This window comes from Clostridium estertheticum, from assembly GCF_018861295.1.
Classification (GTDB): Bacteria; Bacillota; Clostridia; order Clostridiales; family Clostridiaceae; genus Clostridium_AD; species Clostridium_AD estertheticum_D.
Map to the genome: position 1 here is coordinate 81,176 of NZ_JAHLDM010000013.1, position 23,268 is coordinate 104,443.

The following is a 23,268-nucleotide window of genomic DNA, read 5'->3' on the forward strand; positions in this document are numbered from 1 at the left end:
TGCAAGATTAATATTATGAACTTCACTAAAAAAAACAGGAGGACAAAAGATGAAATCTCTTAGCGAGTTATTAAAATGGACAATAGAACAAAATGCATCAGATTTACATCTAACAGTTGGCTCAGTACCAGTTATTAGAGTTAATGGCCATCTAATTCAAGTTGGTGAAGATAAATTAACTCCAGCAGATACTGAAAAATACGCAAGAGAAATATTAGATGATTCATATGAAGAATATTATAATAATGGTGAGATTGATACTTCTTACTCTATTGGAGGACTTGGAAGATTTAGAGTTAATGTTTATAAGCAAAGAGGAAGCGATACTATTGCTGTTAGAGTAGTTGCATTAAAGATACCTACACTTAAACAACTTGAACTTCCAGAGGTTGTTCGCGCACTTACCACAAAACAAAGGGGCTTAGTCTTAGTGACTGGACCTACAGGAAGTGGTAAAAGTACAACGCTCGCGGCTATGGTTAACGAAATTAATTCAACTAGAGCATGTAATATTATTACACTTGAGGATCCTATTGAGTATCTGCACAAACACAATAAATCAATTATCAATCAAAGAGAAATTGGAAAAGACAGTAAGAATTATCAAAATGCATTAAGAGCAATCCTTAGAGAAGATCCTGATGTTATATTGGTAGGTGAAATGAGAGATCTTGAAACGATTTCTATAGCTATTACTGCAGCTGAAACTGGACATTTGGTTTTCTCTACACTACACACTATAGGTGCAGCAAAAACAGTAGATAGAATAGTGGATGTATTTCCTCCATATCAACAACAACAAATTAAGGTCCAATTGGCTGCAGTGATGCAGGGAATAATTTCACAGCAATTAATACCTAAGATAACTGAAAAAGGAAGGGTTGCTGCTCTTGAGGTAATGATATCAACCCCAGCAATTCAAAATCTTATTCGTGAGGGTAAAACACATCAATTACAGTCTTGTGTTCAAACTGGCGGGAAATATGGTATGAAAACTATGGATATGTCAATTTCAGATTTATATAAAAGATCGGTTATATCTAAAGATGATGCAATAACTTACTCTGTTGACAATGAAATGATGGTAAGAATGTTAGCACTTTAATTAATAATTTTAAATAAGCTAAAAGCAAAGATAAATTATGGCTTTTAGCTTATTCTATTTCAATTTAAAATTATAAGAAAATATTAACTTGGGAATATTCCCATATAATATAACATTGCATTTTCTATATATTGATATTATACTTAGTGTATATGAAAACAAATTATCTTTTAGGTATTATTAGTTTAATATAGGTTACTAAATTGAAATTAAAGTTATAAATATTCAGTTATACAATAAAATGTAAAAAATTTTAACCGTATTTAAATTTAAAATAAATTTTTTATTAAAAAAGATAAAAATAGGAGGAAATTTTATTTTCTTGTTGAATATATACACTTGAGGTTTCTCTTATGAGGGGGGATAAACTTAATGAATGAACAGATGAAAGATCAGATTGTAGGAATTGATTTAGGGTCATCAAAAATATGTGGAGCAGTTGGTAGAATTAACAGTAATGGAAAACTTCAGATTATAGGCATTACATCAGTTGTATGTAGTGGTTTAAATAAATCAGTTGTAATAGACATAGATAGTACAGCTGAAGCTATTAAGCAATGTGTTACTCAATTAGAACGTATGACAGATACGCAAATTAGTGAAGGATATATATCACTACCTGGAGGGATTTGCGAATTAGTGAGGAATACTGGCATGATTGCAATATCTTCTGAAGACAGGGAAATCAAACAAAGTGATGTAGATAGAGTAATTGAAGCAGCTAAACTTATTTCAGTTCCAGCCGATAAAGAAATAGTGGGTGTTGAGCCTGAACAATATATTGTTGATGGATATGACAATATTAAAGATCCTAGAGGGATGAGTGGAATAAGGCTCGAAGTTGAGGGACAAGTTGTCATGGCACAATCTACAGCAGTTAGTAATTTATTGAAAAGTGTTAAAAAAGCTGGAATTAAAGTAAATGGTATAGTGCTTCAACCATCAGCAATATCTGAGGCTGTACTTAGAAAAGAAGAGAAAGATATGGGAATAGCACTTGTTGATGTTGGAGCTCAGACTATTGATATATCAATTTATAAGAGTGGAAAATTAAAATATACATCTATTGTTCAATTGGGTGGAGACAACATAACTAATGATATATCAGTTTGTCTTAAAGTTCCTTTTAGCGAAGGTGAAAGATTAAAACTTAAATATGGAAGCCTTATCAAGGGTGCAGAAGTTGATGATGAGAAGATTAGAGTTAAAGATTCTTATAACAATTTAATGGAGATTGATAATAATTTATTAATTGATATAATTTGTGCTAGGGTAGAAGAATTATTACATTTAATTAAAAGAAATTTATTAAATAGTGGGTTTTATAAGGAAATTTCAGGAGTAGTAATAGTTGGTGGAGGTATATCTTTGTTTAGAGGCATGAATGATTTAAGTAAAGATATACTTGGAAAATCAGTGAGAGTAGGATCTCCTGAATATGTAGGTGCAGCTAGCCCAATATATGTTACAGCAGTAGGAATAGTGCTTCAGGCTGTTAATAATCTTAAAACTAATACTAGTTCATTTGAAGAGTCAGATGAACAATTGTACGATAACAAATGGTCAAAAAAACAAAATACAAAAGGGAAGAATAAATTAGCGGCAAAAGTTAAAGGCTTTTTTGCGGATTTTTTCTAAAAAGGAGGTATTGTTGTGTTAGATTTTGATGTTGATGTTCAAGAATTTGCTCAAATTAAAGTAATTGGGTGTGGAGGCGGAGGAAACAATGCTATAAACAGGATGATTATGGAAGGTCTTAAAAATGTAGAATTCATAGCTATTAACACAGATAAGCAAGCTTTAATTCTTTCTCATGCTGTTCAAAAAATTCAGATTGGTGATAAACTTACTAAGGGACTTGGAGCAGGTGCTAATCCAGAAATTGGTATGAAAGCAGCAGAAGAAAGTAAAGAAGAAATATCTCAAGCAATAAAGGGTGCAGATATGGTGTTTATTACTGCAGGTATGGGTGGTGGTACTGGTACTGGGGCTGCACCTGTGGTGGCAGAAATTGCTAAATCTATGGGAATACTTACTGTAGGAGTTGTTACAAAACCATTTCCATTTGAAGGCAGGAAAAGAATGATTAATGCTGAAGTAGGAATAAAAACTCTTAAGGAAACAGTGGATACTTTAGTAACAATACCAAATGAAAGATTATTGACTATGGTTGATAAGAAAACTACATTGATGGATTCTTTCAAAATGGCAGATGATGTTTTAAGACAAGGTATACAAGGTATATCTGATTTGATTACAATACCAGGACTTGTAAATCTGGATTTTGCAGATGTAAGGACAATTATGCTTGCAAAAGGTCTTGCACATATGGGAGTTGGTAGAGCTTCTGGCGATAATAGAGCCCAAGAGGCAGCAAAACAAGCTATCTCAAGCCCGTTACTTGAAACATCTATAGTTGGTGCTACAGGTGTGCTTTTAAATATTACTGGTGGAATGGACCTTGGATTACTTGAAATTAATGAAGCTGCAGAGATTGTACAAGGGGCGGCTGACCCAGATGCTAACATTATTTTTGGAGCAGTTATAGATGAAGAGCTAAAAGATGAAATAAGAATAACGGTTATTGCAACTGGTTTTGAAAGTGATAATGTTGTAAAACATAATAAAACTGTGCAAAAACCTAAAGTAAAAGAGACGGTTGTTCCTAACGAAGAAGTTGCGTATACTAAAGATTATGAAGATTCTGATTTAGAAATTCCAGCTTTTTTAAGAAGACAAAATAAATAATAATACAAAATAATAATATAAATTAAATTATAAAGTGCCCTTTGGGCACTTTATTTGCGTTTAGGGCAATTATAAATGTATTTACAATAATATGGAAATAAGTGACGTTTTATGAAAGAATAAAAATAATTATATGTGGTAAAAAATGACAAAATTCTAAAGCTAATAGTTATATAATAATCTTAAAGGAGGAAGAGAGGATGGTAGTATATGTAGATGTTCTTATATTAGTAAATTTTATAGTTAATCTATTCATATTACACGTTACTGTTCAAACGTTAAGAAAAAGAGTCAAGCTTAAGTGGCTATTCATTTCAAGTCTAGTAGGTAGCTTATATGTTATAACAGTATTGTACCCTAGTCTTAAGTGGCTGACATTTTTACCTTTTAAGATATTAATAGTAATTGTTATGATAGTTATTGTATTTCATGAAAAAAGACTTTTATTTAATATTAAAGCTTCATTAATCTTTTTATTATACTCAATTCTTTTAGCTGGGATGTGTTTTTTTATTCAAATGAATAGTAAAAAGGATATGTCATTTGATGTAGTTATAATAAATTTTCCTTATGAAAAGTTGCTACTTTCAGTAATGATCATTTATATGGTGATATATAGGGTCGTAATTTTTGTAGAAGATAGGAAAAAAATCTCTACACTTATATACACAGTAGATATAGTAAATAAGAATTATATAAAAACTATTAAAGCATTTTTAGATACTGGAAATGAGCTTCGCGAGCCTGCTTCCAATCTACCAGTATTGATTGTTGAACGGAATATTTTAAGTGAAATTTCCCTAGAAAAAAACAATACATACTTCATTCCTTATACTGTAGTAAATGGAACTAGTGGTAGATTTATTGGATTTAAACCAGAGTATATTAATATTCATATTAATAAGAAAAATATAGAAACAAAAGATGTAATTGTAGCATTTTGTGAGTATAAATTAAGCAAAGATAATGATTATAATGGGCTTATGTCTAGAGGAATACTCAGTTAATGAGCTTAAATTAATAATTGTTTTGTATAATAATATGGATAAGGAGGAAATTATGTTTAATTTTAAATTAATGTTAAACAAGTTATTTGCTAAATTTAAAATATTTTCAAACAATTTGTTTTATATAGGAGGCAATGATGCGTTACCACCTCCTTTGACTAAGGATGAAGAAGATGAATTGGTAGTTAGACTTGATGCCGGGGATAAAAGCGTGAGAGCCACCTTAATTGAGAGGAATTTAAGGCTCGTAGTTTATATAGCAAGGAAGTTTGAAAATACAGGAGTGAATATTGAAGATTTGATTTCAGTAGGAACTATAGGGCTTATTAAAGCGGTTAATACCTTTGATCCTGAAAAAAAAATTAAGCTTGCTACATATGGATCACGATGTATTGAAAATGAAATTCTAATGTATCTTAGGAGAAATAGTAAAATAAAAACTGAAATTTCTCTTTATGAACCGCTAAATGTTGATTGGGATGGTAATGAATTATTGCTTTCTGATATAATTGGAACCGACAATGATGTAGTTTATAATATTATTGAAGAAGATGTAGACAAGCAATTACTTTTGCTTGCTATGCAACGGTTAAATTCACGAGAAAAAGAAATTGTACAACTAAGATTTGGATTAAATGGAACAACAGAAAAAACACAAAAGGAAGTTGCTGATATACTTGGAATATCACAATCTTATATATCAAGGCTTGAAAAAAGAATAATAAAAAGATTGCAAAAGGAAATTAATAAAATGGTGTAGGGTAATTCTAGATTGCTATAAGGCATATGAAAATAAATAACAAGTCAGTATTATTTTTGACTTATTATTTATTTTCATGTGCCTTATTTAAAAAGATCAAATAAAATTCTAATTATAAATATATTCTTAGTGCCTAATGAATATAGATAATATAAAGTAGTAGGCATCCAAAAGACGTAGGTTAAGAATATACTAGCTACTTGAATAAGAAGTTTTAAAACACTATAGGGGGGAATAAGATGGAAAGCTTGATGTTTGCGATTAACAATTTAAGACAGATGGAAATTATAGATATAAATTCAGGGTCGAAAATGGGATATATTAAAGACTTAAAAGTGGATTGTGATGACTATAAAATTGTTTCAATTTTAATGCCAACTCAGAAATCATCTTGGTTTAATAAAAACAATAGTATTGAGATACCATGGGAAAAAGTTAAGAAAGTTGGTGTTGATGTAATTCTTGTAGATGGTAGTGATCTAATTATGGAAAACGAATAATAGACTATTTTAATTTATAAGATAAGTGTATAATGTTAGTATATTTGTTAACTATACTAGTAAAAGGGCGTGAAGACCATTGAAGTGTCCATATTGTAGCTGTGAAGAAAGTAAAGTGGTAGACTCTAGATCAACAGATGACAATATTGCAACTAGACGTCGACGTGAGTGCCTAAGGTGCTTTAAACGATATACTACTTATGAAAAAGTGGAAGATGTGCCTATTTTAGTAATAAAAAAAGATTTTAATAGAGAATATTTTGATAGAACAAAGATATTAAATGGACTTATGAAGGCGTGTCAAAAAAGACCAGTTTCAAGAAAACAAATTGAAGCCATTTGTGATGAAGTAGAAAAACAGTTAAATAATGAAATGCTTACAGAAGTAAAATCTGATTATATAGGAGAACTTATCATGAGCATATTAAAAAATGTAGATGAGGTTTCTTATGTGAGATTTGCTTCAGTTTACAGACAATTTAAAGATATTAATACATTTATGGAAGAGATAAGAAAATTGATGTCTAATGAGAAAAAATGCCCATAGGCATTTTTTTTCGTTTCTAAAAATTATGCAACATATATAGGTGGTGAACTAATGGAAATAGAAACTTTTAATAACTTTAAATTTATAAAATTTAAAATTGATAATGTCGTTATTTTGTTTTCAACAGCAAGTGGTGGACTTAACTTTAACTGCCATACTGATGAAGGATTGGTAAACCTAGAAAAAATAAAAACAGCTTATAACCTAGAATCTATTGGATATTTAAATCAAATCCATAGTGACTTAGTTTTTGATTTTGATGGTAATATAAAAGATGGAGATGCTTTAATAACAAATAAAAAAAATAGAGCTATAGGTGTTTTTACTGCAGATTGTGTTCCTGTAATTTTGGTAGATACTAGTAGAAAGGTTATAGCTGCAATACATAGTGGATGGAAAGGTACAAATGCTTTGATAGTAAGCAAAACTATTGAAAGAATGCAAGAAACTTATGGTTCATTAGCTAAAAATATTAGCGCATATATTGGCCCACATATTGGAGGGTGTTGTTATGAGGTTAGCAAGGAACTGATAGAGGAGTTTACTAGTAAAGATATTTATAGTAATATTAAAATAAGCAATAATAATAAATTAGATTTAGGAAAGTGCATTATAGCGCAGCTTAATGCAAAGGGTATAAAAAAAGATAATATTAAAATTACTAATATATGTACTTCTTGTAGTAAGAAGTATGAATTATATTCGTATAGAAATAGTGAAAATAAGCAAGGAAGAATGTTTTCATTTGTTTATTTAAAAGACATTTAATAGCAACATGTGGTAAATTAAGTAATAAACGCATGAAAATATGGAGGGATTAACATGGCTGAAGAAAAAGTATTAGTGGTGGATGATGAAGAGCATATAAGGGAATTAATTAAATTTAATTTAGAGAAAAATGGATATAAAGTTATATGTGCTGACAATGGAATAGACGCTGTAAAGCTTGCTAAAGAACAAGCACCACAATTGATGTTATTAGATTTGATGTTGCCTGGAATGGACGGATTAGATGTATGTAAAGAAATCAGAAAAGATTCAAATATGTCTGGTATGCCGATAATTATGATAACAGCAAAAGGGGAAGAAATAGATAAGATAATAGGACTTGAGCTTGGTGCAGATGATTATATTACAAAACCATTTTCAGTAAGGGAACTTGTAGCGAGGGTTAAAGCCATTCTTAGAAGAACTACTATGCAGATAGTTGAAAAAACTTTTAAAATTGGTAATCTGGCCATTGACTTTGGTAAACATGAGGTTCTAAAAAGTGAAATAAGAATTGATTTGACTTTAAAGGAGTTTGAATTATTACAAATTTTAATAAAGAATAAAGGTAGGGTTATGACCAGAGATTTTTTACTCGACAAAATATGGGGTTATGAATATGTAGGAGAAACAAGAACTGTAGACGTCCACATAAGGCATTTAAGGCAAAAGATTGAAGAGGATGATAAAAATCCAGTGTATATCCAGACTATTCGCGGTATAGGATATAGATTCAATTTTGGAGAATAATAATGAAAAAGAAATTATTAATATATTTATTAAGTACTGTAATTTTTATATTTGTAGTAGTGACATTATTAATTGTATCTATTTTTAATTATGAATATGAAGAAAATTTAAAAGATAAACTTCAAATAAATAATAATATGATAATTAGTTTATTGCAAAGCAATAATTTAAAAGATAATCAAAAGTTTTTTACGCAGAACTTAAAGAGTTCTGAGCTGAGAGTTACATACATTGATAAAAAGGGCAAGGTTCTTTATGATTCAACTGTAGATGCGAGCACTATGGATAATCACAATGTTAGACAAGAAGTAATAAAAGCAAGAAGGAGTGGAAGTGGATCCTCAGTTAGATATAGTGCTTCGACTAAGAAACATATGATGTATTTTGCAACTGAATTTGGTGATGGTTTTATAATTAGAAGTTCTAATCCACTTAAAATTATAAGTGGGCTAGGTAGTAAATACTTCAAGCTTTACATTTTAGCTATAATTTTTTCGGCTATAATGTCAATTTGGGTTTCTTTAAAATTATCATATATTATAGTAAGGCCTATTACAGATTTAATTTTTATTACTTCGAGAATTAGTAAGGGTGAATTTCATAGGAGAGTTAGTATATTATCAAATGGTGAAATAGGACAATTAGCTAAAAACTTTAATGAGATGGCGGATAAACTAGAGTCTACATTAAATGAAGTTACTGATAAGCAAAACAGGCTAGAAGCAATTCTACAAAGCATGGATAGTGGAGTCATTGCTGTTGATAGGAAAAATAAAGTTATAATAATTAATCCATATGCTAAAAAAATATTCGGTATAACTAAAGATATTATAGGGCAAAATCTTTTAGACAATATAAGAAATTTTGAATTAGAAAATATATTACATCAAAGTGATGATGATTACAAAGAAATAAGAATATCTTGGCCAAAAGAAAGAGAACTTAGGATAAAAACTGCAGATATTATTAATGCAAATGATCATATTGGTACTGTTGCTGTTGTTCAAGATATTACTGAAGTAAAAAAACTAGAGAATATGAGAACACAATTTGTTGCTAATGTTTCTCATGAACTTAAAACACCGTTAACATCTATTAAAGGATTTGCTGAAACCTTAAAATACGTTGATGATGTAGAAACAAAAGAAAAGTTTTTAAATATAATCAATGAGGAAGCCGATAGATTAACTAGATTAATTACAGATATTCTAACACTTTCACATATAGAGCAACAAGAGGAAGTAAAAACGGAAAAAATCAATGTTAATAAAATTGTAAAAGATGTGTACAATTTAATGAAAAACACAGCAGATTTAAAAGGAATTCAGTTATCAGTGAAGCAGCAGAATGTTAAAATATTGGTAGGTGATACCGATAGATTTAAACAAATGTTAATTAATTTAGTGGATAATGGTATAAACTATTCTGAATCAGGTAATAGTGTTTGTATAGGAACTGAGGGTAAAACTGATGGATTTATTTTATGGGTACAAGACACTGGGGTTGGAATAGCTAAAGATCAAATTCCACGCCTTTTTGAGAGGTTCTACAGAGTAGATAAGGCTCGTTCTAGATCAAAAGGTGGAACAGGGTTAGGTCTTGCCATAGTTAAGCATATAGTGCTAGAATTTAACGGAAAAATATATGTGGAAAGTCAATTAGAAGTTGGAAGTAAATTTATAATAGAAATTCCATATCAATATTAAAAATAAAGCTACCACATTATAATGCGGTGGCTTTATTTTTATTGAATGTAAAGTTTAATTAACATTAGCTAAACTAAAGTTAACTTTAACATAATATAAAGTTAACTTTATGGGTATATTATTATAAGAGTAATGAGTAGTTAATAAAACGATACAAATTGAATGGGGGAAATATTAATGAAAAAAAAATATTTGAAAATGATGGTTGCTGCACTAACAGTTGTAATGACAGCAGGATTTTTTACTGGATGTGGTAGTAAAACTGAAACGACTCCTAAAACTACAACAAAATCGGCTGCAATATCAGGTTCAATAACTGCAGCGGGGTCAACTGCTCTTCAACCTTTAGCAGAACTTGGTGCTAAAAGTTTTAAAGCTAAAAATCCAGATGCAACAGTAAATGTACAAGGTGGCGGAAGTGGTACTGGACTTAAGCAAGTAGGAGAAGGTAGTGTAGAAATAGGAAATTCAGATATATATGCAAAAGACAAAGCAGGAATTGATGCAGCTGCATTAAAAGATACTAAGGTATGCGTTATAGGATTTGCTGCAGTAACAAATCCGAAAGTTAAAGTAGAATCATTAACAAAAAAACAATTAATAGATATATTTACAGGAAAGATAAAAAATTGGAAAGAAGTTGGCGGAGCTGACATTAAAGTTACTATTATAAATAGACCAAAATCTTCAGGTACTAGAGCAACATTTAAAGAATTTGGATTAGATAAAAAAGAAGAAGCAACTGGATTAACTTCAGATTCAAGTGGAGCTGTTCTAAAAACAGTTAAGCAAACAGACGGCGCAATAAGTTACTTAGCATTATCAGCTTTTGCTGATGCAACAAACAAAGAAGGCTTAAACATATTAAAAATTGATGGAGTTGAAGCAACTGCTGCAAATATAAGCACAGATAAATATAAAATTTGGTCATACGAACATATGTATACTAAGGGTGAACCTACAGGAGTAACAAAAGCATATTTAGATTATATGGTAAGTTCTGAAATGCATGCATCAATAACAAAATTAGGATACATTCCAATGGCAGATATGAAAGCTAAAAGAGATTAATGCTGATTAGGGTTGGATAAAACCAACCTTTATTTTCATTAAAATAATTTTTGAGGTAAAATATTATGAAAAAAAATGATAAAAAAGCAATATTTTTAAAACTTAAGAATGAATACTTGGGACGTGGTTTTGCAACGTTTTGTGGCGCAGTTATGGTAATTCTTACTTTTTCAATAATAATATTTCTAACTAGTAAAGGCTTAGATACATTCATTAAACATGGATACTCAATATTTCATTTTATATTTTCAGGAAATTGGGACCCTGAGGGTAGTGGGGAATCATCGATTCCTCAATTTGGAACTTTAATATTTATTTTTGGTTCTACAATTGTATCTTTTCTTGCGGTATTAGTAAGTGCACCAATAGGAGTAGCACTCGCTGTATTTATGAATTTAATTTCACCAAAACTCGGGAAAAAAGTTCTCCAACCTGCCATAGAATTGTTTGTTGGAATCCCATCTGTTGTTTATGGTTGGATAGGTGTAAGTGTATTAGTTCCTTTTATTAAAATTTTCTTTGGAGGAATAGGATTTAGTTTACTTGCAGGAGTACTAGTTATAAGTGTAATGATTTTACCAACAATAACAAGTATTTCATCTGATGCTATAAGAACCATACCAAAAGATTATATAGAGGCATCTTATGGGCTTGGCGCAACAAGGTGGCAAACTATAATTAAAGTAATTATACCTGCAGCTAAAAGTGGAATACTTACAAGTATTGTACTTGGAGTCTCAAGAGCATTTGGGGAGGCGCTTGCGGTGCAAATGGTTATAGGAAACTCAGTTACTTTCCCTAAGGGGTTACTTGGAACAACAACTACATTAACAAGTATACTTACTATGGATATGGCAAATACAATAAATGGTACAGCTTGGAATGATGCATTGTGGTCAATAGCATTGCTATTGCTAATAATATCATTTATATTTATAATTATTATTAGAAAAATAGGGAAAAGAGGTGAGCAGTAATGAGTGCTAAAGTTAAGGATAAAATTGCAACAATAGTTTTGTATATAGTTTCTGCTTTAGTAATTCTTTTGCTTGTAAGTCTCATTGGATATATAGTATATAATGGAAGAGAGTCATTAAATTTAAAGTTTTTATTTGGTGAACCAAAAATTGGTGAAGCTGGTGGAGGAATTGGGCCTCAATTATATAATTCATTAAGTTTACTTGTAGTAACACTTATAATTACAGTGCCACTCGGAGTAGGAGCTGGAATATATTTAGCTGAATACGCAAAAAAAGGAAAAATACTAAATATTATTAGATTGTGTATTGAAACTATGGCATCTCTACCCTCTATTGTAGTTGGTTTATTTGGACTTTTAGTTTTTGTTAACATGACGGGATGGGGGTACTCACTTTTTGCTGGAGCTTTAGCCATAACTATAATAAATTTACCAGGACTTACTAGAGTTTGTGAGAATGCTGTTAAAACTGCGTCAGAAGGTGTTAAAGAAGCTAGTTTAGGATTAGGCGCTACTAGATGGCAAACTATTAAAAACGTCGTATTACCATCTGCAATGCCTCAAATTTTAACGGGTGTTATACTAGCAGCCGGTAGAATATTTGGAGAAGCAGCAGCTTTACTATATACTGCAGGTATGAGTGCACCAACTGTGGATTTTGCTAATTTTGCAGTGAACAATAAGGATTCAGCGTATAGCTTATTTAGACCTGCTGAAACTTTGGCTGTTTATATATGGAAACTTAATTCTGAAGGAATGGTACCTGATGCTACTAAGATAGCTAATGGAGCCTCTGCTGTTTTAATAATAGCAGTGCTAATATTCAATGTATCTGCAAGAATAATCGGGAAAAAATTATATGAATCTCATGCAGGTAGTAAATAAGGAGGCAAAAATATGGGAATAATTACAGCAAAGAATTTAAATCTATATTATGGAAATACGCAAGCATTAAAGAATGTAAATATCGATATAGAGAAAAATTCGGTTACTGCACTTATAGGACCATCAGGGTGTGGTAAATCAACATTTTTACGTACTATTAATAGAATGAATGATTTAATAGATTCTGTTAAAATAGATGGAGAAATATTATATGAAAATGAAAATGTATACGGTCAAGACTATGATGTTATAGATTTAAGGAAAAAAGTTGGAATGGTATTTCAAAAGGCTAATCCATTTCCTATGTCAATATATGAAAATATTGCTTATGGTCCTAGAATTCATGGGATAAAGAATAAGAAATTACTTGATGAAATTGTAGAGAAAAGTCTTAAGGGAGCTGTGCTTTGGGACGAAGTAAAAGATAGACTCAAAAAGAGTGCACTTGGATTATCGGGTGGACAACAGCAGCGTCTATGTATTGCAAGAACTTTGGCCGTAGAACCTGAGGTTCTTCTTATGGATGAGCCAACTTCTGCATTAGATCCTATTTCAACTTTAAAAATTGAAGAGCTAATGGATGTCCTTAAGAAAAAGTATACAGTTATCATTGTTACGCATAATATGCAACAAGCTGGTAGAATTTCTGACTTTACAGCATTTTTCTTGAATGGAGAAATTGTTGAAAGCGGAAAAACGGAAGAAATATTTTATAAACCTAAAGATAAAAGAACAGAGGATTATATTACAGGAAGATTCGGCTAAAATAAAGCGAGGAAGGTGATAATATGGCAAGAAAAGTATTCGAAGCAAATCTTCAAGAGCTCCATAATGATTTAATTAGAATGGGAAGCATTGTAGAAAAACAAATTCATGATTGTATCGATGCATTAGTTACTCATAACATTGAGAAAGCTCAAAAAATAATGGAAGATGATGATATCGTTGATGTTATGGAGAGAGAAATAGAAGATAAAGCAATAAGGTTAATTGCTATGCAAGCGCCATTAGCAATAGATTTAAGAAATATATTTACTACAACGAAAATAGTAACCGATCTTGAGAGAATGGCAGATTATGCAGTTGATGTTGCTAAAATTACAGTAAGATTAAAAGATGAAAAATATATAAAACAACTTGTAGACATACCTAGAATGGCTGAAATTGTAGTAAGTATGATAAAGGATTCTTTGGATGCATATGTATCAGGTGATATTGAAAAGGCTTATGCTGTATGCAAACGAGATGATGAAGTAGATGATATATATAAAGAAGTGTTTGGCGAACTTCTAAAAATAATGTTTGAAAATCAAAAGACTGTAAATCAAGCTACTCAATTTTTATTTATTTGTAAATGGTTAGAAAGAATTGCTGATCATACAACGAACATATGTGAATGGACAATTTATTTAGTTACAGGTGAAAAAGTTAATTTAAATGAATAAATTTTAGAGAAATCACAAAAACTATAATATAAATAGACAGACTTATATTTAAAATATTATAGTGGAGTAGTGATTATGAAGAACAAAAAATTCAAAATTTTTTTTATGTTTTGTTGTATTAGCTTGATTATGGTAAGTATAGGATGTAAAAAAGATGTTGGAAACAAAGCAAATGGATCAAAGAATATTAATATAATTTGTGAAGATACAGTTTTTCCAATGATAAGTGACTTAGTACATGATTATAATTCAAATAATGAGACTACAATTACTGTGAGATCTGAAGATAGGGAAAGTGCTTTTAATAAATTATATAATTCTGAGGTTGATGTATTAATAGGATATGTTCAGCCCATTAGTGATAAAATTAAGGTTGAAATGTTAGCATATGATGGTATAGGAATCATTGTTAATCCTAGTAATAATGTAAATGGTATTTCAATTCAGGAATTAAAAAAAATCTATATTGGTAAAATAGCAAATTGGAAAGGACTAAATGGTGAACCAAATCCAATAATACCAGTAGCATTTAAAGATAAATTCAATTCAATTCAGCAAGAATTTAATTTGAAAATAAAAGATACTCCTATAAAAGAAGAAATGAGCAAAAGTACTCAGTACGTATCAAGTATGGAAGAAATGAAAACTTTTATTGCTCAAAACAAAAATTCTATAGGTTTTCTACCAGGACAATGGTATAATAAAGAAAGTAAGTTTTTAAAATTAAGTGGTGTTGAAATTACTATATCGAATTTAAAAAATAATCTTTATTTTTTAAGATTTCCAATAAAAATGTATTATTCGGAGAAAAAAGAAGAGAGTTTAAAGGATTTTTTTCAGTATTTTAAAAGTGAAGACGGCAAGAAAATCATAAGAAAATATTGCATAGAAGCATTTTAATACCTCCTTCTTAGGAGGTATTTTTATTCTGTATTAAATTATATTATAATTTGAATTATTTACTTTGAAGTGTCGAAAAGATCTGTAAATAAGCGAAATATGCTATTTATCCTCATTTAAAGACAAATGCCGTTGACTTAGGGATATAATTCATGTAATATAACTTAATGGAATGCTATAATTTATTGTATAACTAATATATTAATTCTAATTCCTCATAAAACCTTTTATTTAAAAGGTCATTGTAAAACAGGAGGTTAAAATGAAAAACCAAATAGCGAAGATACTTCCAGGGAGTATTGCAGAAGAAATTGAGCTTGAAGTAGGAGATAGATTAATTAGTATAAATGGCAATAAGGTAATAGATATTATAGATTACAAATTTTTAATTACAGATGAACTTCTTATCATTGAAATTGAAAAGGTAGATGGTGAGATTATTGAAATCGAATTTGAAAAAGACTATGATGAAGATTTGGGAATCCAATTTGTTGATGCCATTTTGGATAAACCTAAGAGCTGTCATAATAAATGTATATTCTGTTTTATTGATCAATTACCTGGTGGAATGAGAGATACCTTATATTTCAAAGATGATGATTCAAGATTATCGTTTTTTCAAGGTAATTTTGTAACATTAACTAATATGAGTGAAGAGGACATTGATAGAATTATTAGATATAAGATAAGCCCTATTAATGTGTCAGTTCATACTACGGACGGTGAGCTTAGAAAGATAATGCTAAACAATAAATTTGCTGGAAATGTGTATGATAGGTTGAAGAGGCTAGCAAAAGCTGGCATTAAAATTAATTGTCAAGTAGTAGCATGCCCTGGCATGAACAATGGTGTAGAACTTATAAAAACTATCGAAGATTTGTATAAGCTTTATCCGAGTATTGAAAATCTAGCGGTTGTACCAGTTGGGGTAACAAAGTTTAGGGAAGGCCTGTTTAATTTAACATTGTATGATAAAAAGACTGCAGCAGAGGAAATAGAGAGTGTTAAAGAATTACAAGAAAAATACATTAGAGAAATAGATTCACCGTTTATTAGATTATCTGATGAATTCTATGTTGTAGCGAATATCGATGTTCCTTGCGAGAAGTTCTATGATGGTTATTCTCAACTCGAAGATGGCATTGGTATGATAAGACTATTTAGAAGTGTTATTGACGAAGATATAGTAAAACTAAATCTTAATAATGAAGGAAGTTTTACATTTATAACAGGTCATTCAGCTTACGCAGAAATATTAAAGGTAGCTGGGAAAATAACTGCATGTAATAACAAAATAAATATTGACGTAAAAGAGATAGCAAATGTTTTTTTTGGCGAAACTATTACAGTAGCAGGTCTTTTAACAGGAAATGACATAATCAAGCAACTGACAGGTGAAAAACTCGGTGAGTATTTAATACTTCCTAGTAATATGTTCAAAAGCGGATATGAACTAGGAAGTAACGAGCAACAAATTTTCTTGGATAATGTTACAGTAAGTGATCTAGAAAAAAGCTTAAATACAAAAGTTTTAATATGTGATTATTCAGGAGAAGATTTAATAAGTATAATAAACCAAAATAGTCGGGAGGCAAAGTAATGGCAAAACCAATAGTAGCAATAGTAGGAAGACCCAATGTAGGTAAATCTACATTATTTAATAAATTAGCAGGTAAGAGAATATCAATAGTTGAAGATACACCAGGGGTAACAAGAGACAGAGTGTATGCGGATGCAGATTGGTTAAGACATAATTTTACAATAATTGATACAGGTGGTATAGAAGTTGAAAGTCAAGATATCATTTTAGCTCAAATGAGAAGACAGGCACAAATAGCTATAGAAACAGCAGATGTTATAATTTTTATAGTAGATGGTAAACAAGGACTTACAGGTTCAGATTATGAAGTTGCACAAATGTTAAGAAAAAGTAAAAAGCCAATAGTACTTGTAGTAAACAAAATAGATCATCTAGAATTAGAAGCAAATGCTTTTGAATTCTATAATTTAGGAATAGGTACACCAGTAGCTATTTCAGCAACTCAAGGTCTTGGACTTGGAGATATGTTAGATGAAGTAGTAGTACATTTTGATAGTGTTTATTCAAATACAGAAGATGCAGAATATATTCAAGTTGCAGTGGTAGGTAAGCCAAATGTTGGTAAATCATCCCTCATAAATAGAATGCTTGGAGAAGAAAGAAATATAGTAACTGATATAGCAGGTACTACAAGAGATGCTATAGATAGTAAATTAGAAACTGAAGAAGGAAAGTTTGTTCTTATAGATACAGCAGGAATAAGAAGAAAAAGTAAAGTAGAAGAGGGTATTGAAAGGTATAGTGTTATTAGGTCACTCGCTGCGGTTGAGAGAGCTGATGTTGTTATACTTATGCTAACTGCTACTGAAGAATTAAGTGATCAAGATGAGAAAATTATAGGGTATGCTCATGAAATGAAAAAAGCAATTTTAGTTATAGTGAATAAATGGGATTTAATAGAAAAGGATACTAAAACTATGCTTGAGTTTAAACAAAGAATTCAAGCAGGCTTAAACTTTATGGCTTATGCACCATATTTATTTATATCTGCAAAAACAGGTCAAAGAGTACATAAGGTATTATCATCAATAAAAGAATGTTATGATAATTATTCAAAAAGAATTGCTACAGGTATATTAAATGAGGTTATAAATAAAGCTGTACTCATGAACGAACCTCCAACAGTAGCAAACAAGAGATTGAAAATATTTTATGTTACTCAAGTAGACTCTAAACCACCAACATTTGTATTCTTTGTAAATAATCCTAATTTACTACATTTTTCTTATCAAAGATATTTAGAAAATCAATTGAGAAATAGTTTTGAGTTTAGTGGAACGGGTATAAAACTTATATTCAGAGAAAGGAAAGAATAAAATGTTAAAAGTTGCTTTTTTAGGTGGAGGTAGTTTTGGTACTGCATTATCAATAATGCTTGCGAAAAAAGGAACTAGCGTTAACATCTGGGATAGAAAACTAAGTGTTATTAATGATATTAACATAAAAAAGGAAAACATTAAATACTTACCCAATATTACGGTACCCTCAGGAATAACAGCATTTATTGATATAGAAGAGGTTATAAATGATACTGATATAATTGTGTTATCAGTTCCATCACATGTTATAAGAAATATATGTAAGATGATAACACCATATTTAAAACAAAACCAAATTATTGTTAGTATTGCAAAAGGAATAGAAGAGGGTTCATTAAAAAGAATTTCAGAGGTTATAGAAGAAGAAATTCCAAGTAATCCAATTGTAATACTTTCAGGTCCCAGTCATGCAGAAGAAGTTGCTTTAGATATACCTACAACTGTAGTAGTCACATCTAAACAAATGGAATATGCAATGATCGTTCAAGATGTTTTTATGACTAATAAATTTAGAGTTTATACTAATGAAGACATTATAGGAGTAGAAATTGGTGGAGCGGTTAAAAACATTATTGCATTAGCAGCTGGTATATCAGATGGTATAGGTTATGGAGATAATGCTAAGGCCGCCCTTATGACAAGGGGCATGAATGAAATTATAAAAATAGGAACTAGGCTTGGCGGCAGAATTGAAACATTTTATGGATTAACAGGTATGGGTGATCTTATAGTAACTTGTACTAGTATGCATAGTCGAAATAGAAAAGCTGGTATTCTAATTGGAAAAGGTGTTCTAGTGGAGAAGGCGTGCAATGATATAGGGATGGTAGTTGAGGGTATAAAAGCTATAAGAGCTTTTTATGAACTTAAAGAAAAAGAAAAAGTTTCTATGCCTATAACAGATGTATTATACAAAGTACTATTCGAAGGTAAAGACCCTAAATATGGAGTATATGAATTAATGTCAAGAAATAAAAAAAGTGAGTTTTAATTATATCAAGTTACTAAATATAATTAACCTAAAACCCATTATAAAAAATCCGATTTTTATTAAGAAATTAATAAAGATTGGATTTTTTTTATATTTTTTTAATCAATAGTAATAATTTGATGAAATCTAAAGTATATTTATATTGATAATAATAAGTAGTGGGAGGTATATATTGGATAATTTTGATATATATAAAGATATAGCAGAAAGAACACAAGGAGATATTTATGTAGGTGTTGTAGGTCCTGTAAGAACTGGCAAATCAACATTTATAAAAAGGTTTATGGAGCTTATGGTAATTCCAAACATAGACAATCCGCATAAGAAAGAAAGAGCGAAAGATGAGCTTCCTCAAAGTGGTTCAGGTAAATCAATTCATACTACGGAACCTAAATTTGTGCCAAACGAAGCAGTTGAAATTGAGTTTGAGGGTGGTACTAAATTTAAGGTTAGAATGGTTGATTGTGTTGGCTATATTGTTAAGGGAGCGCTCGGATATGCTGAAGGGGAAGTTCCTAAAATGGTTAATACTCCTTGGTATGATCATGAAATTCCATTTGAGGAAGCAGCGGAGATTGGAACAAAAAAAGTAATAAATGAACATTCAACTATTGGACTTTTAATTACAACGGATGGTTCTATCACTGGAATAGAAAGAAATGAATACTTAGAAGCAGAAGGAAGGGTAGTTAATGAGCTTAAATCAATCAATAAACCTTTTATAATGGTATTAAATTCTAGTAACGCAGCTGCACCTGAAACATCGGTTTTAGCAAGAGAATTAGAAGAAAAATATGATGTTCCGGTTCAGGTTATGGATGTTATAAATATGAATGAAGAGGATATTTCTAATATATTTCAAAGGGTTCTTAAAGAATTCCCAGTTAAAGAAATTAACATAGATATGCCAGAATGGATTGAAAACCTAAGTTCTAAACATTGGGTTAAAGTAAATTTTATGAAAGTCTTGAAAGATATGTGCAAGGATATTTTTAAGGTTCGCGATATAACTAAATCTTTACTGAGTTTTAAAGAAGTTGATTTTTTAGAATCAGCAAACCTTGATGAAGTAAATATGGGTGAAGGGACTGCTAGAGTTAAAATAATTCCTAAACATGAACTGTTTTATAAAATACTCGGTGAAACCTGTGATTGTGAAATTAAAGGTGAAAATGATTTATTAACATTAATGGGAGAATTCTCGAGAGCAAAAGTTGAATATGATAAAATTGCAGATGCATTAAAAGATGTTCGTGAGAAAGGCTATGGATTAGTAGCACCACAGCTTTCAGAAATGACGTTAGAAGAACCTGAAATTGTTCAACATGGAGGTAGATACGGAGTCAAATTAAAGGCATCAGCGCCATCACTTCACTTTATTAAGGCAGATATACAAACGGAAATATCTCCTATTATGGGTACTGAAAAGCAAAGTGAAGATTTCTATAAATCCATTTTAGATCAATTTGAAAATGATAAATCACAAATTTGGCAGAGTAATATGTTTGGCAAGTCCTTAGAAGTATTAGTTAAAGAGGGCCTTCAAAATAAATTGTTTAAAATGCCTGATGATGTTCAAGTGAAAATTCAAAAGACGCTACAAAGAATTATAAATGAAGGTAATGGTAGCTTAATATGTATTATTTTATAAATTAATGTAGAATATATTAAAAGTCTGTATCCATAATGGTTGCAGACTTTTAATATTATACTTTAGGTAAGAAAACTTATATATATATAATTACTATGAATTTAGTGTACAATAAGGTAAAGACAATATTAATTTATTTTTAAATATGAATTACAAGTTAATCGGAGGTTTGGAAATGTTAAATGGAGAAGTTAAAGAAAGCTTGATTAGAGAAGGGATACATGGTGATGCAATAAAAGCATTAGATGAAAAAGGAAAATGTTTATTTGATATAAACAGTACAAGAGACGTTTGCTTTGAATTAATTGACGCTGGGGTTAAGTTTAGTTGTGAACAAAGTATTTTGGATGATGGATTGTATTTAATAAAAATATTATAATAGATATGGAAGTTAAAATTCCAACAAATAACTCTTTTAATTTAGAATAAAACATGATAGAATGAGAACAAATGTTTGTGGGGTGATATAATGGACGTAATGAAAAAACTTGAGATATTATCGAATTCAGCAAAGTATGACGCTTCTTGTTCTTCAAGTGGTTCTAATAGAAAGAATACAAAAGATGGAATAGGGAATGCAGCAACCTCTGGAATTTGTCATTCATGGTCACAAGACGGTAGATGTATTTCATTACTTAAAATTTTGTACAGTAATAAATGTATATATGATTGTAAATATTGTATTAATCGCTCTAGTAACGAATTAGAGCGGGCAAGCTTCACTCCTAAAGAAATAGTAGATCTAACTATAAATTTTTATAGAAGAAATTATATTGAGGGACTATTCCTTAGTTCTGGTGTAGAAAGAAGTCCAGATTACACTATGGAAAACCTAGTGAAAATAATAAAAGACTTACGATTGGTCCACAAATTTAATGGTTATATTCATGTAAAAGCTATTCCGGGAGCTGATCCAAAATTTATTTATGAGGCAGGACTGTATGCTGATAGGATGAGTGTAAATATTGAGCTTCCTTCCGAGAAAAGCTTAAAGCTTTTAGCACCGCAAAAGAATAAAGCAGATATATTAAAACCTATGAATCTTATTAAACATAGTATAATAGAGTCAACCGAATATAAGAAGAAAGGTTTTAACGTACCTAAATTTACACCAGGTGGGCAGAGTACTCAGATAATGGTTGGAGCAACTAATGAAAGCGATTTGAGCGTCATTAGTCTTACAGAAGGGTTATATAACACTTTTGGGCTTAGGAGAGTGTATTATTCTGCTTATGTGCCAGTTATGCAGCATGCAAATCTACCAGCGATTCAAACAACGCCTCCACTGCTTAAAGAACATAGAATGTATCAGGCGGATTGGCTTTTAAGACACTATGGATTTAAAGCAAATGAATTATTAGATAAAGTAAACCCTAACTTCGATACAGATTTAGATCCTAAAGCATTTTGGGCATTAAACAATTTAGATAAATTTCCGGTAGAGGTCAATAACGCTGCTTATGAGACTCTTCTTAGAGTGCCTGGAATAGGAGTAACATCTGCCTTAAGAATTGTAAGAGCAAGAAGGCTTTGTAATCTTTCTTATGATAATTTAAAAAAACTAGGAGTAGTACTTAAAAGAGCTAGGTTCTTTATGACATGTAGCGGTAAATTTTATGGTGACAAGAATAGGGAAAGATTGACTCTTAAAAATTATTTATTAGATCATGAAAGTTTTGATAAGCCACAACAAATAAGTTTATTTAATTTAAGGAGTGATTTATTTGCTTAGATACATTTATGATACTACCTTTGATGGATTCTTATCCGTTATATACAATTGTTATTATAATAAAATGCCTGATTGCATAGAAAGGGAAGATAGGTATACATTTAATTTGTTATTTGATGATAATATTATAATAAGTGATCCAGTTAAATCAAATAAAGTATCAAAAGCTATAGCTCAAAAAATATCAACAGATACATTAATTCATGTATATCAATCCTTTTTATCAGAGGCCGAGGGCATAGAATTAAAATTACTTAAATATATACAATTAGGATTCAAGATGGGAAGTATTGTTAATGATTATATGGTAAATGAATTTGTAAATGAGATACAAAAATACTCTAGAAAGGTTGGGGCTGAAGCTCACAGATTTTTGGGATTAGTTAGATTTCAAGAATTTAATGGAATATTATATGCAGCGATAGAACCAACTTATAATATTTCAGAGTTAATTGCAAATCATTTTAAGGAAAGACTTGCAAACGAAAAGTGGATAATTCATGATGTTAAAAGAAAATTTGGTATAGTTTATGAGAATAACGAATGGATACTTAGGGATCTTAAATTCGAGAAATTAGAAAGTCATGAAGAGGAAGAATTATTTTATCAAAATTTATGGAAGGTATTCCATAAAAGTGTTTCAATAAAAGAAAGAAATAACGAAAGATTACAAATGAAGAATATGCCTAAAAAATATTGGAATAATCTAATTGAGATGAAATAATACTTTGGGAATATCATGACGCTTTTCTTATATTTTACTGATTCTTTAAAAAATGCCCTAAATCGTGATATAATAGACAT

Annotated in this window: 23 protein-coding genes; all 23 read left to right on the forward strand. The window is 30.2% G+C overall.

The features are described from left to right. The first annotated feature begins 49 nt into the window (after positions 1–49). The 23 genes from KPL54_RS13895 to KPL54_RS14005 all read left to right on the forward strand — a co-directional run bounded on the left by KPL54_RS13895 (position 50) and on the right by KPL54_RS14005 (position 23,188). Positions 50–1,105, forward strand: a complete 1,056-nt coding sequence (locus KPL54_RS13895) for a type IV pilus twitching motility protein PilT (protein ID WP_216107134.1) — start codon at positions 50–52, stop codon at positions 1,103–1,105. 384 nt (positions 1,106–1,489) lie between these two features. Then, positions 1,490–2,743 (forward strand): cell division protein FtsA, encoded by a 1,254-nt coding sequence (gene ftsA / locus KPL54_RS13900; protein WP_216107169.1) that lies wholly within the window; start codon positions 1,490–1,492, stop codon positions 2,741–2,743. Positions 2,744–2,758: 15 nt separating this feature from the next. Further along, the gene (gene ftsZ, locus KPL54_RS13905; protein WP_071612946.1) at positions 2,759–3,853 is read left to right on the forward strand and encodes a cell division protein FtsZ; all 1,095 of its coding nucleotides are present in this window, start codon (positions 2,759–2,761) and stop codon (positions 3,851–3,853) included. Positions 3,854–4,053: 200 nt separating this feature from the next. After that, positions 4,054–4,860: a sigma-E processing peptidase SpoIIGA gene (gene spoIIGA / locus KPL54_RS13910; protein ID WP_216107135.1), complete on the forward strand. Its 807-nt coding sequence runs from the start codon at positions 4,054–4,056 to the stop codon at positions 4,858–4,860. A 52-nt stretch (positions 4,861–4,912) separates the two neighbouring features. Beyond that, positions 4,913–5,620, forward strand: a complete 708-nt coding sequence (sigE, locus tag KPL54_RS13915; protein ID WP_216107136.1) for an RNA polymerase sporulation sigma factor SigE — start codon at positions 4,913–4,915, stop codon at positions 5,618–5,620. A gap of 239 nt (positions 5,621–5,859) precedes the next feature. Beyond that, positions 5,860–6,120 (forward strand): YlmC/YmxH family sporulation protein, encoded by a 261-nt coding sequence (locus KPL54_RS13920; RefSeq protein WP_216107137.1) that lies wholly within the window; start codon positions 5,860–5,862, stop codon positions 6,118–6,120. A 79-nt stretch (positions 6,121–6,199) separates the two neighbouring features. Beyond that, positions 6,200–6,667: a transcriptional regulator NrdR gene (nrdR, locus tag KPL54_RS13925; RefSeq protein WP_216107138.1), complete on the forward strand. Its 468-nt coding sequence runs from the start codon at positions 6,200–6,202 to the stop codon at positions 6,665–6,667. Positions 6,668–6,718: 51 nt separating this feature from the next. Then, entirely contained in the window at positions 6,719–7,435 is a 717-nt protein-coding gene (gene pgeF / locus KPL54_RS13930) for a peptidoglycan editing factor PgeF (RefSeq protein WP_216107139.1), read from the forward strand. A 54-nt stretch (positions 7,436–7,489) separates the two neighbouring features. Further along, complete coding sequence (locus tag KPL54_RS13935; RefSeq protein WP_152752367.1) at positions 7,490–8,185, forward strand: response regulator transcription factor; 696 nt, start codon at positions 7,490–7,492, stop codon at positions 8,183–8,185. 2 nt (positions 8,186–8,187) lie between these two features. After that, a complete protein-coding gene (gene pnpS, locus KPL54_RS13940) occupies positions 8,188–9,891 on the forward strand; it encodes a two-component system histidine kinase PnpS (protein WP_216107140.1) in 1,704 nt (567 codons plus the stop codon). Between the two features lie 177 nt (positions 9,892–10,068). Then, on the forward strand, positions 10,069–10,962 hold the full coding sequence (locus KPL54_RS13945; protein ID WP_216107141.1) for a phosphate ABC transporter substrate-binding protein: 894 nt from the start codon (positions 10,069–10,071) through the stop codon (positions 10,960–10,962). Between the two features lie 65 nt (positions 10,963–11,027). Beyond that, positions 11,028–11,939 carry a phosphate ABC transporter permease subunit PstC gene (pstC, locus tag KPL54_RS13950; RefSeq protein ID WP_216107142.1) on the forward strand — a complete coding sequence of 304 codons (912 nt, stop codon included), beginning with the start codon at positions 11,028–11,030 and terminating at the stop codon, positions 11,937–11,939. Then, positions 11,939–12,826: a phosphate ABC transporter permease PstA gene (pstA, locus tag KPL54_RS13955; protein ID WP_171297094.1), complete on the forward strand. Its 888-nt coding sequence runs from the start codon at positions 11,939–11,941 to the stop codon at positions 12,824–12,826. The genes pstC and pstA overlap by 1 nt, the downstream gene beginning before the upstream one ends. A gap of 12 nt (positions 12,827–12,838) precedes the next feature. After that, on the forward strand, positions 12,839–13,591 hold the full coding sequence (gene pstB, locus KPL54_RS13960) for a phosphate ABC transporter ATP-binding protein PstB (protein ID WP_071612935.1): 753 nt from the start codon (positions 12,839–12,841) through the stop codon (positions 13,589–13,591). 23 nt (positions 13,592–13,614) lie between these two features. Further along, the gene (phoU, locus tag KPL54_RS13965) at positions 13,615–14,271 is read left to right on the forward strand and encodes a phosphate signaling complex protein PhoU (protein ID WP_216107143.1); all 657 of its coding nucleotides are present in this window, start codon (positions 13,615–13,617) and stop codon (positions 14,269–14,271) included. A 75-nt stretch (positions 14,272–14,346) separates the two neighbouring features. Further along, positions 14,347–15,171 carry a substrate-binding domain-containing protein gene (locus KPL54_RS13970; protein ID WP_216107144.1) on the forward strand — a complete coding sequence of 275 codons (825 nt, stop codon included), beginning with the start codon at positions 14,347–14,349 and terminating at the stop codon, positions 15,169–15,171. 262 nt (positions 15,172–15,433) lie between these two features. Beyond that, positions 15,434–16,771: a DUF512 domain-containing protein gene (locus KPL54_RS13975; RefSeq protein ID WP_216107145.1), complete on the forward strand. Its 1,338-nt coding sequence runs from the start codon at positions 15,434–15,436 to the stop codon at positions 16,769–16,771. Then, complete coding sequence (gene der, locus KPL54_RS13980; protein ID WP_216107146.1) at positions 16,771–18,087, forward strand: ribosome biogenesis GTPase Der; 1,317 nt, start codon at positions 16,771–16,773, stop codon at positions 18,085–18,087. Before KPL54_RS13975 ends, der begins: the two co-directional genes overlap by 1 nt. A gap of 1 nt (position 18,088) precedes the next feature. Then, positions 18,089–19,081 (forward strand): NAD(P)H-dependent glycerol-3-phosphate dehydrogenase, encoded by a 993-nt coding sequence (locus KPL54_RS13985; protein ID WP_216107147.1) that lies wholly within the window; start codon positions 18,089–18,091, stop codon positions 19,079–19,081. Positions 19,082–19,253: 172 nt separating this feature from the next. Next, on the forward strand, positions 19,254–20,732 hold the full coding sequence (gene spoIVA / locus KPL54_RS13990; RefSeq protein WP_216107148.1) for a stage IV sporulation protein A: 1,479 nt from the start codon (positions 19,254–19,256) through the stop codon (positions 20,730–20,732). A 175-nt stretch (positions 20,733–20,907) separates the two neighbouring features. After that, positions 20,908–21,111 (forward strand): hypothetical protein, encoded by a 204-nt coding sequence (locus KPL54_RS13995; protein ID WP_216107149.1) that lies wholly within the window; start codon positions 20,908–20,910, stop codon positions 21,109–21,111. A gap of 90 nt (positions 21,112–21,201) precedes the next feature. Then, positions 21,202–22,464 (forward strand): putative DNA modification/repair radical SAM protein, encoded by a 1,263-nt coding sequence (locus KPL54_RS14000; protein WP_216107150.1) that lies wholly within the window; start codon positions 21,202–21,204, stop codon positions 22,462–22,464. After that, complete coding sequence (locus KPL54_RS14005; protein ID WP_216107151.1) at positions 22,457–23,188, forward strand: TIGR03915 family putative DNA repair protein; 732 nt, start codon at positions 22,457–22,459, stop codon at positions 23,186–23,188. Before KPL54_RS14000 ends, KPL54_RS14005 begins: the two co-directional genes overlap by 8 nt. The last annotated feature ends 80 nt before the right edge of the window (positions 23,189–23,268 follow it).

What these genes read in the sequence shown, in the direction of transcription:
- pstB (WP_071612935.1), top strand. Translation starts at nt 12,839, where the DNA reads ATGGGAATAATTACAGCAAAGAATTTAAATCTATATTATGGAAATACG.
- KPL54_RS13945 (WP_216107141.1), top strand. Translation starts at nt 10,069, where the DNA reads ATGAAAAAAAAATATTTGAAAATGATGGTTGCTGCACTAACAGTTGTA.
- KPL54_RS14000 (WP_216107150.1), top strand. Translation starts at nt 21,202, where the DNA reads ATGGACGTAATGAAAAAACTTGAGATATTATCGAATTCAGCAAAGTAT.
- pnpS (WP_216107140.1), top strand. Translation starts at nt 8,188, where the DNA reads ATGAAAAAGAAATTATTAATATATTTATTAAGTACTGTAATTTTTATA.
- der (WP_216107146.1), top strand. Translation starts at nt 16,771, where the DNA reads ATGGCAAAACCAATAGTAGCAATAGTAGGAAGACCCAATGTAGGTAAA.
- KPL54_RS13995 (WP_216107149.1), top strand. Translation starts at nt 20,908, where the DNA reads ATGTTAAATGGAGAAGTTAAAGAAAGCTTGATTAGAGAAGGGATACAT.
- KPL54_RS13935 (WP_152752367.1), top strand. Translation starts at nt 7,490, where the DNA reads ATGGCTGAAGAAAAAGTATTAGTGGTGGATGATGAAGAGCATATAAGG.
- KPL54_RS13970 (WP_216107144.1), top strand. Translation starts at nt 14,347, where the DNA reads ATGAAGAACAAAAAATTCAAAATTTTTTTTATGTTTTGTTGTATTAGC.
- KPL54_RS13975 (WP_216107145.1), top strand. Translation starts at nt 15,434, where the DNA reads ATGAAAAACCAAATAGCGAAGATACTTCCAGGGAGTATTGCAGAAGAA.
- sigE (WP_216107136.1), top strand. Translation starts at nt 4,913, where the DNA reads ATGTTTAATTTTAAATTAATGTTAAACAAGTTATTTGCTAAATTTAAA.
- KPL54_RS13985 (WP_216107147.1), top strand. Translation starts at nt 18,089, where the DNA reads ATGTTAAAAGTTGCTTTTTTAGGTGGAGGTAGTTTTGGTACTGCATTA.
- KPL54_RS13920 (WP_216107137.1), top strand. Translation starts at nt 5,860, where the DNA reads ATGGAAAGCTTGATGTTTGCGATTAACAATTTAAGACAGATGGAAATT.
- pgeF (WP_216107139.1), top strand. Translation starts at nt 6,719, where the DNA reads ATGGAAATAGAAACTTTTAATAACTTTAAATTTATAAAATTTAAAATT.
- spoIIGA (WP_216107135.1), top strand. Translation starts at nt 4,054, where the DNA reads ATGGTAGTATATGTAGATGTTCTTATATTAGTAAATTTTATAGTTAAT.
- phoU (WP_216107143.1), top strand. Translation starts at nt 13,615, where the DNA reads ATGGCAAGAAAAGTATTCGAAGCAAATCTTCAAGAGCTCCATAATGAT.
- KPL54_RS13895 (WP_216107134.1), top strand. Translation starts at nt 50, where the DNA reads ATGAAATCTCTTAGCGAGTTATTAAAATGGACAATAGAACAAAATGCA.
- ftsA (WP_216107169.1), top strand. Translation starts at nt 1,490, where the DNA reads ATGAAAGATCAGATTGTAGGAATTGATTTAGGGTCATCAAAAATATGT.
- pstA (WP_171297094.1), top strand. Translation starts at nt 11,939, where the DNA reads ATGAGTGCTAAAGTTAAGGATAAAATTGCAACAATAGTTTTGTATATA.
- pstC (WP_216107142.1), top strand. Translation starts at nt 11,028, where the DNA reads ATGAAAAAAAATGATAAAAAAGCAATATTTTTAAAACTTAAGAATGAA.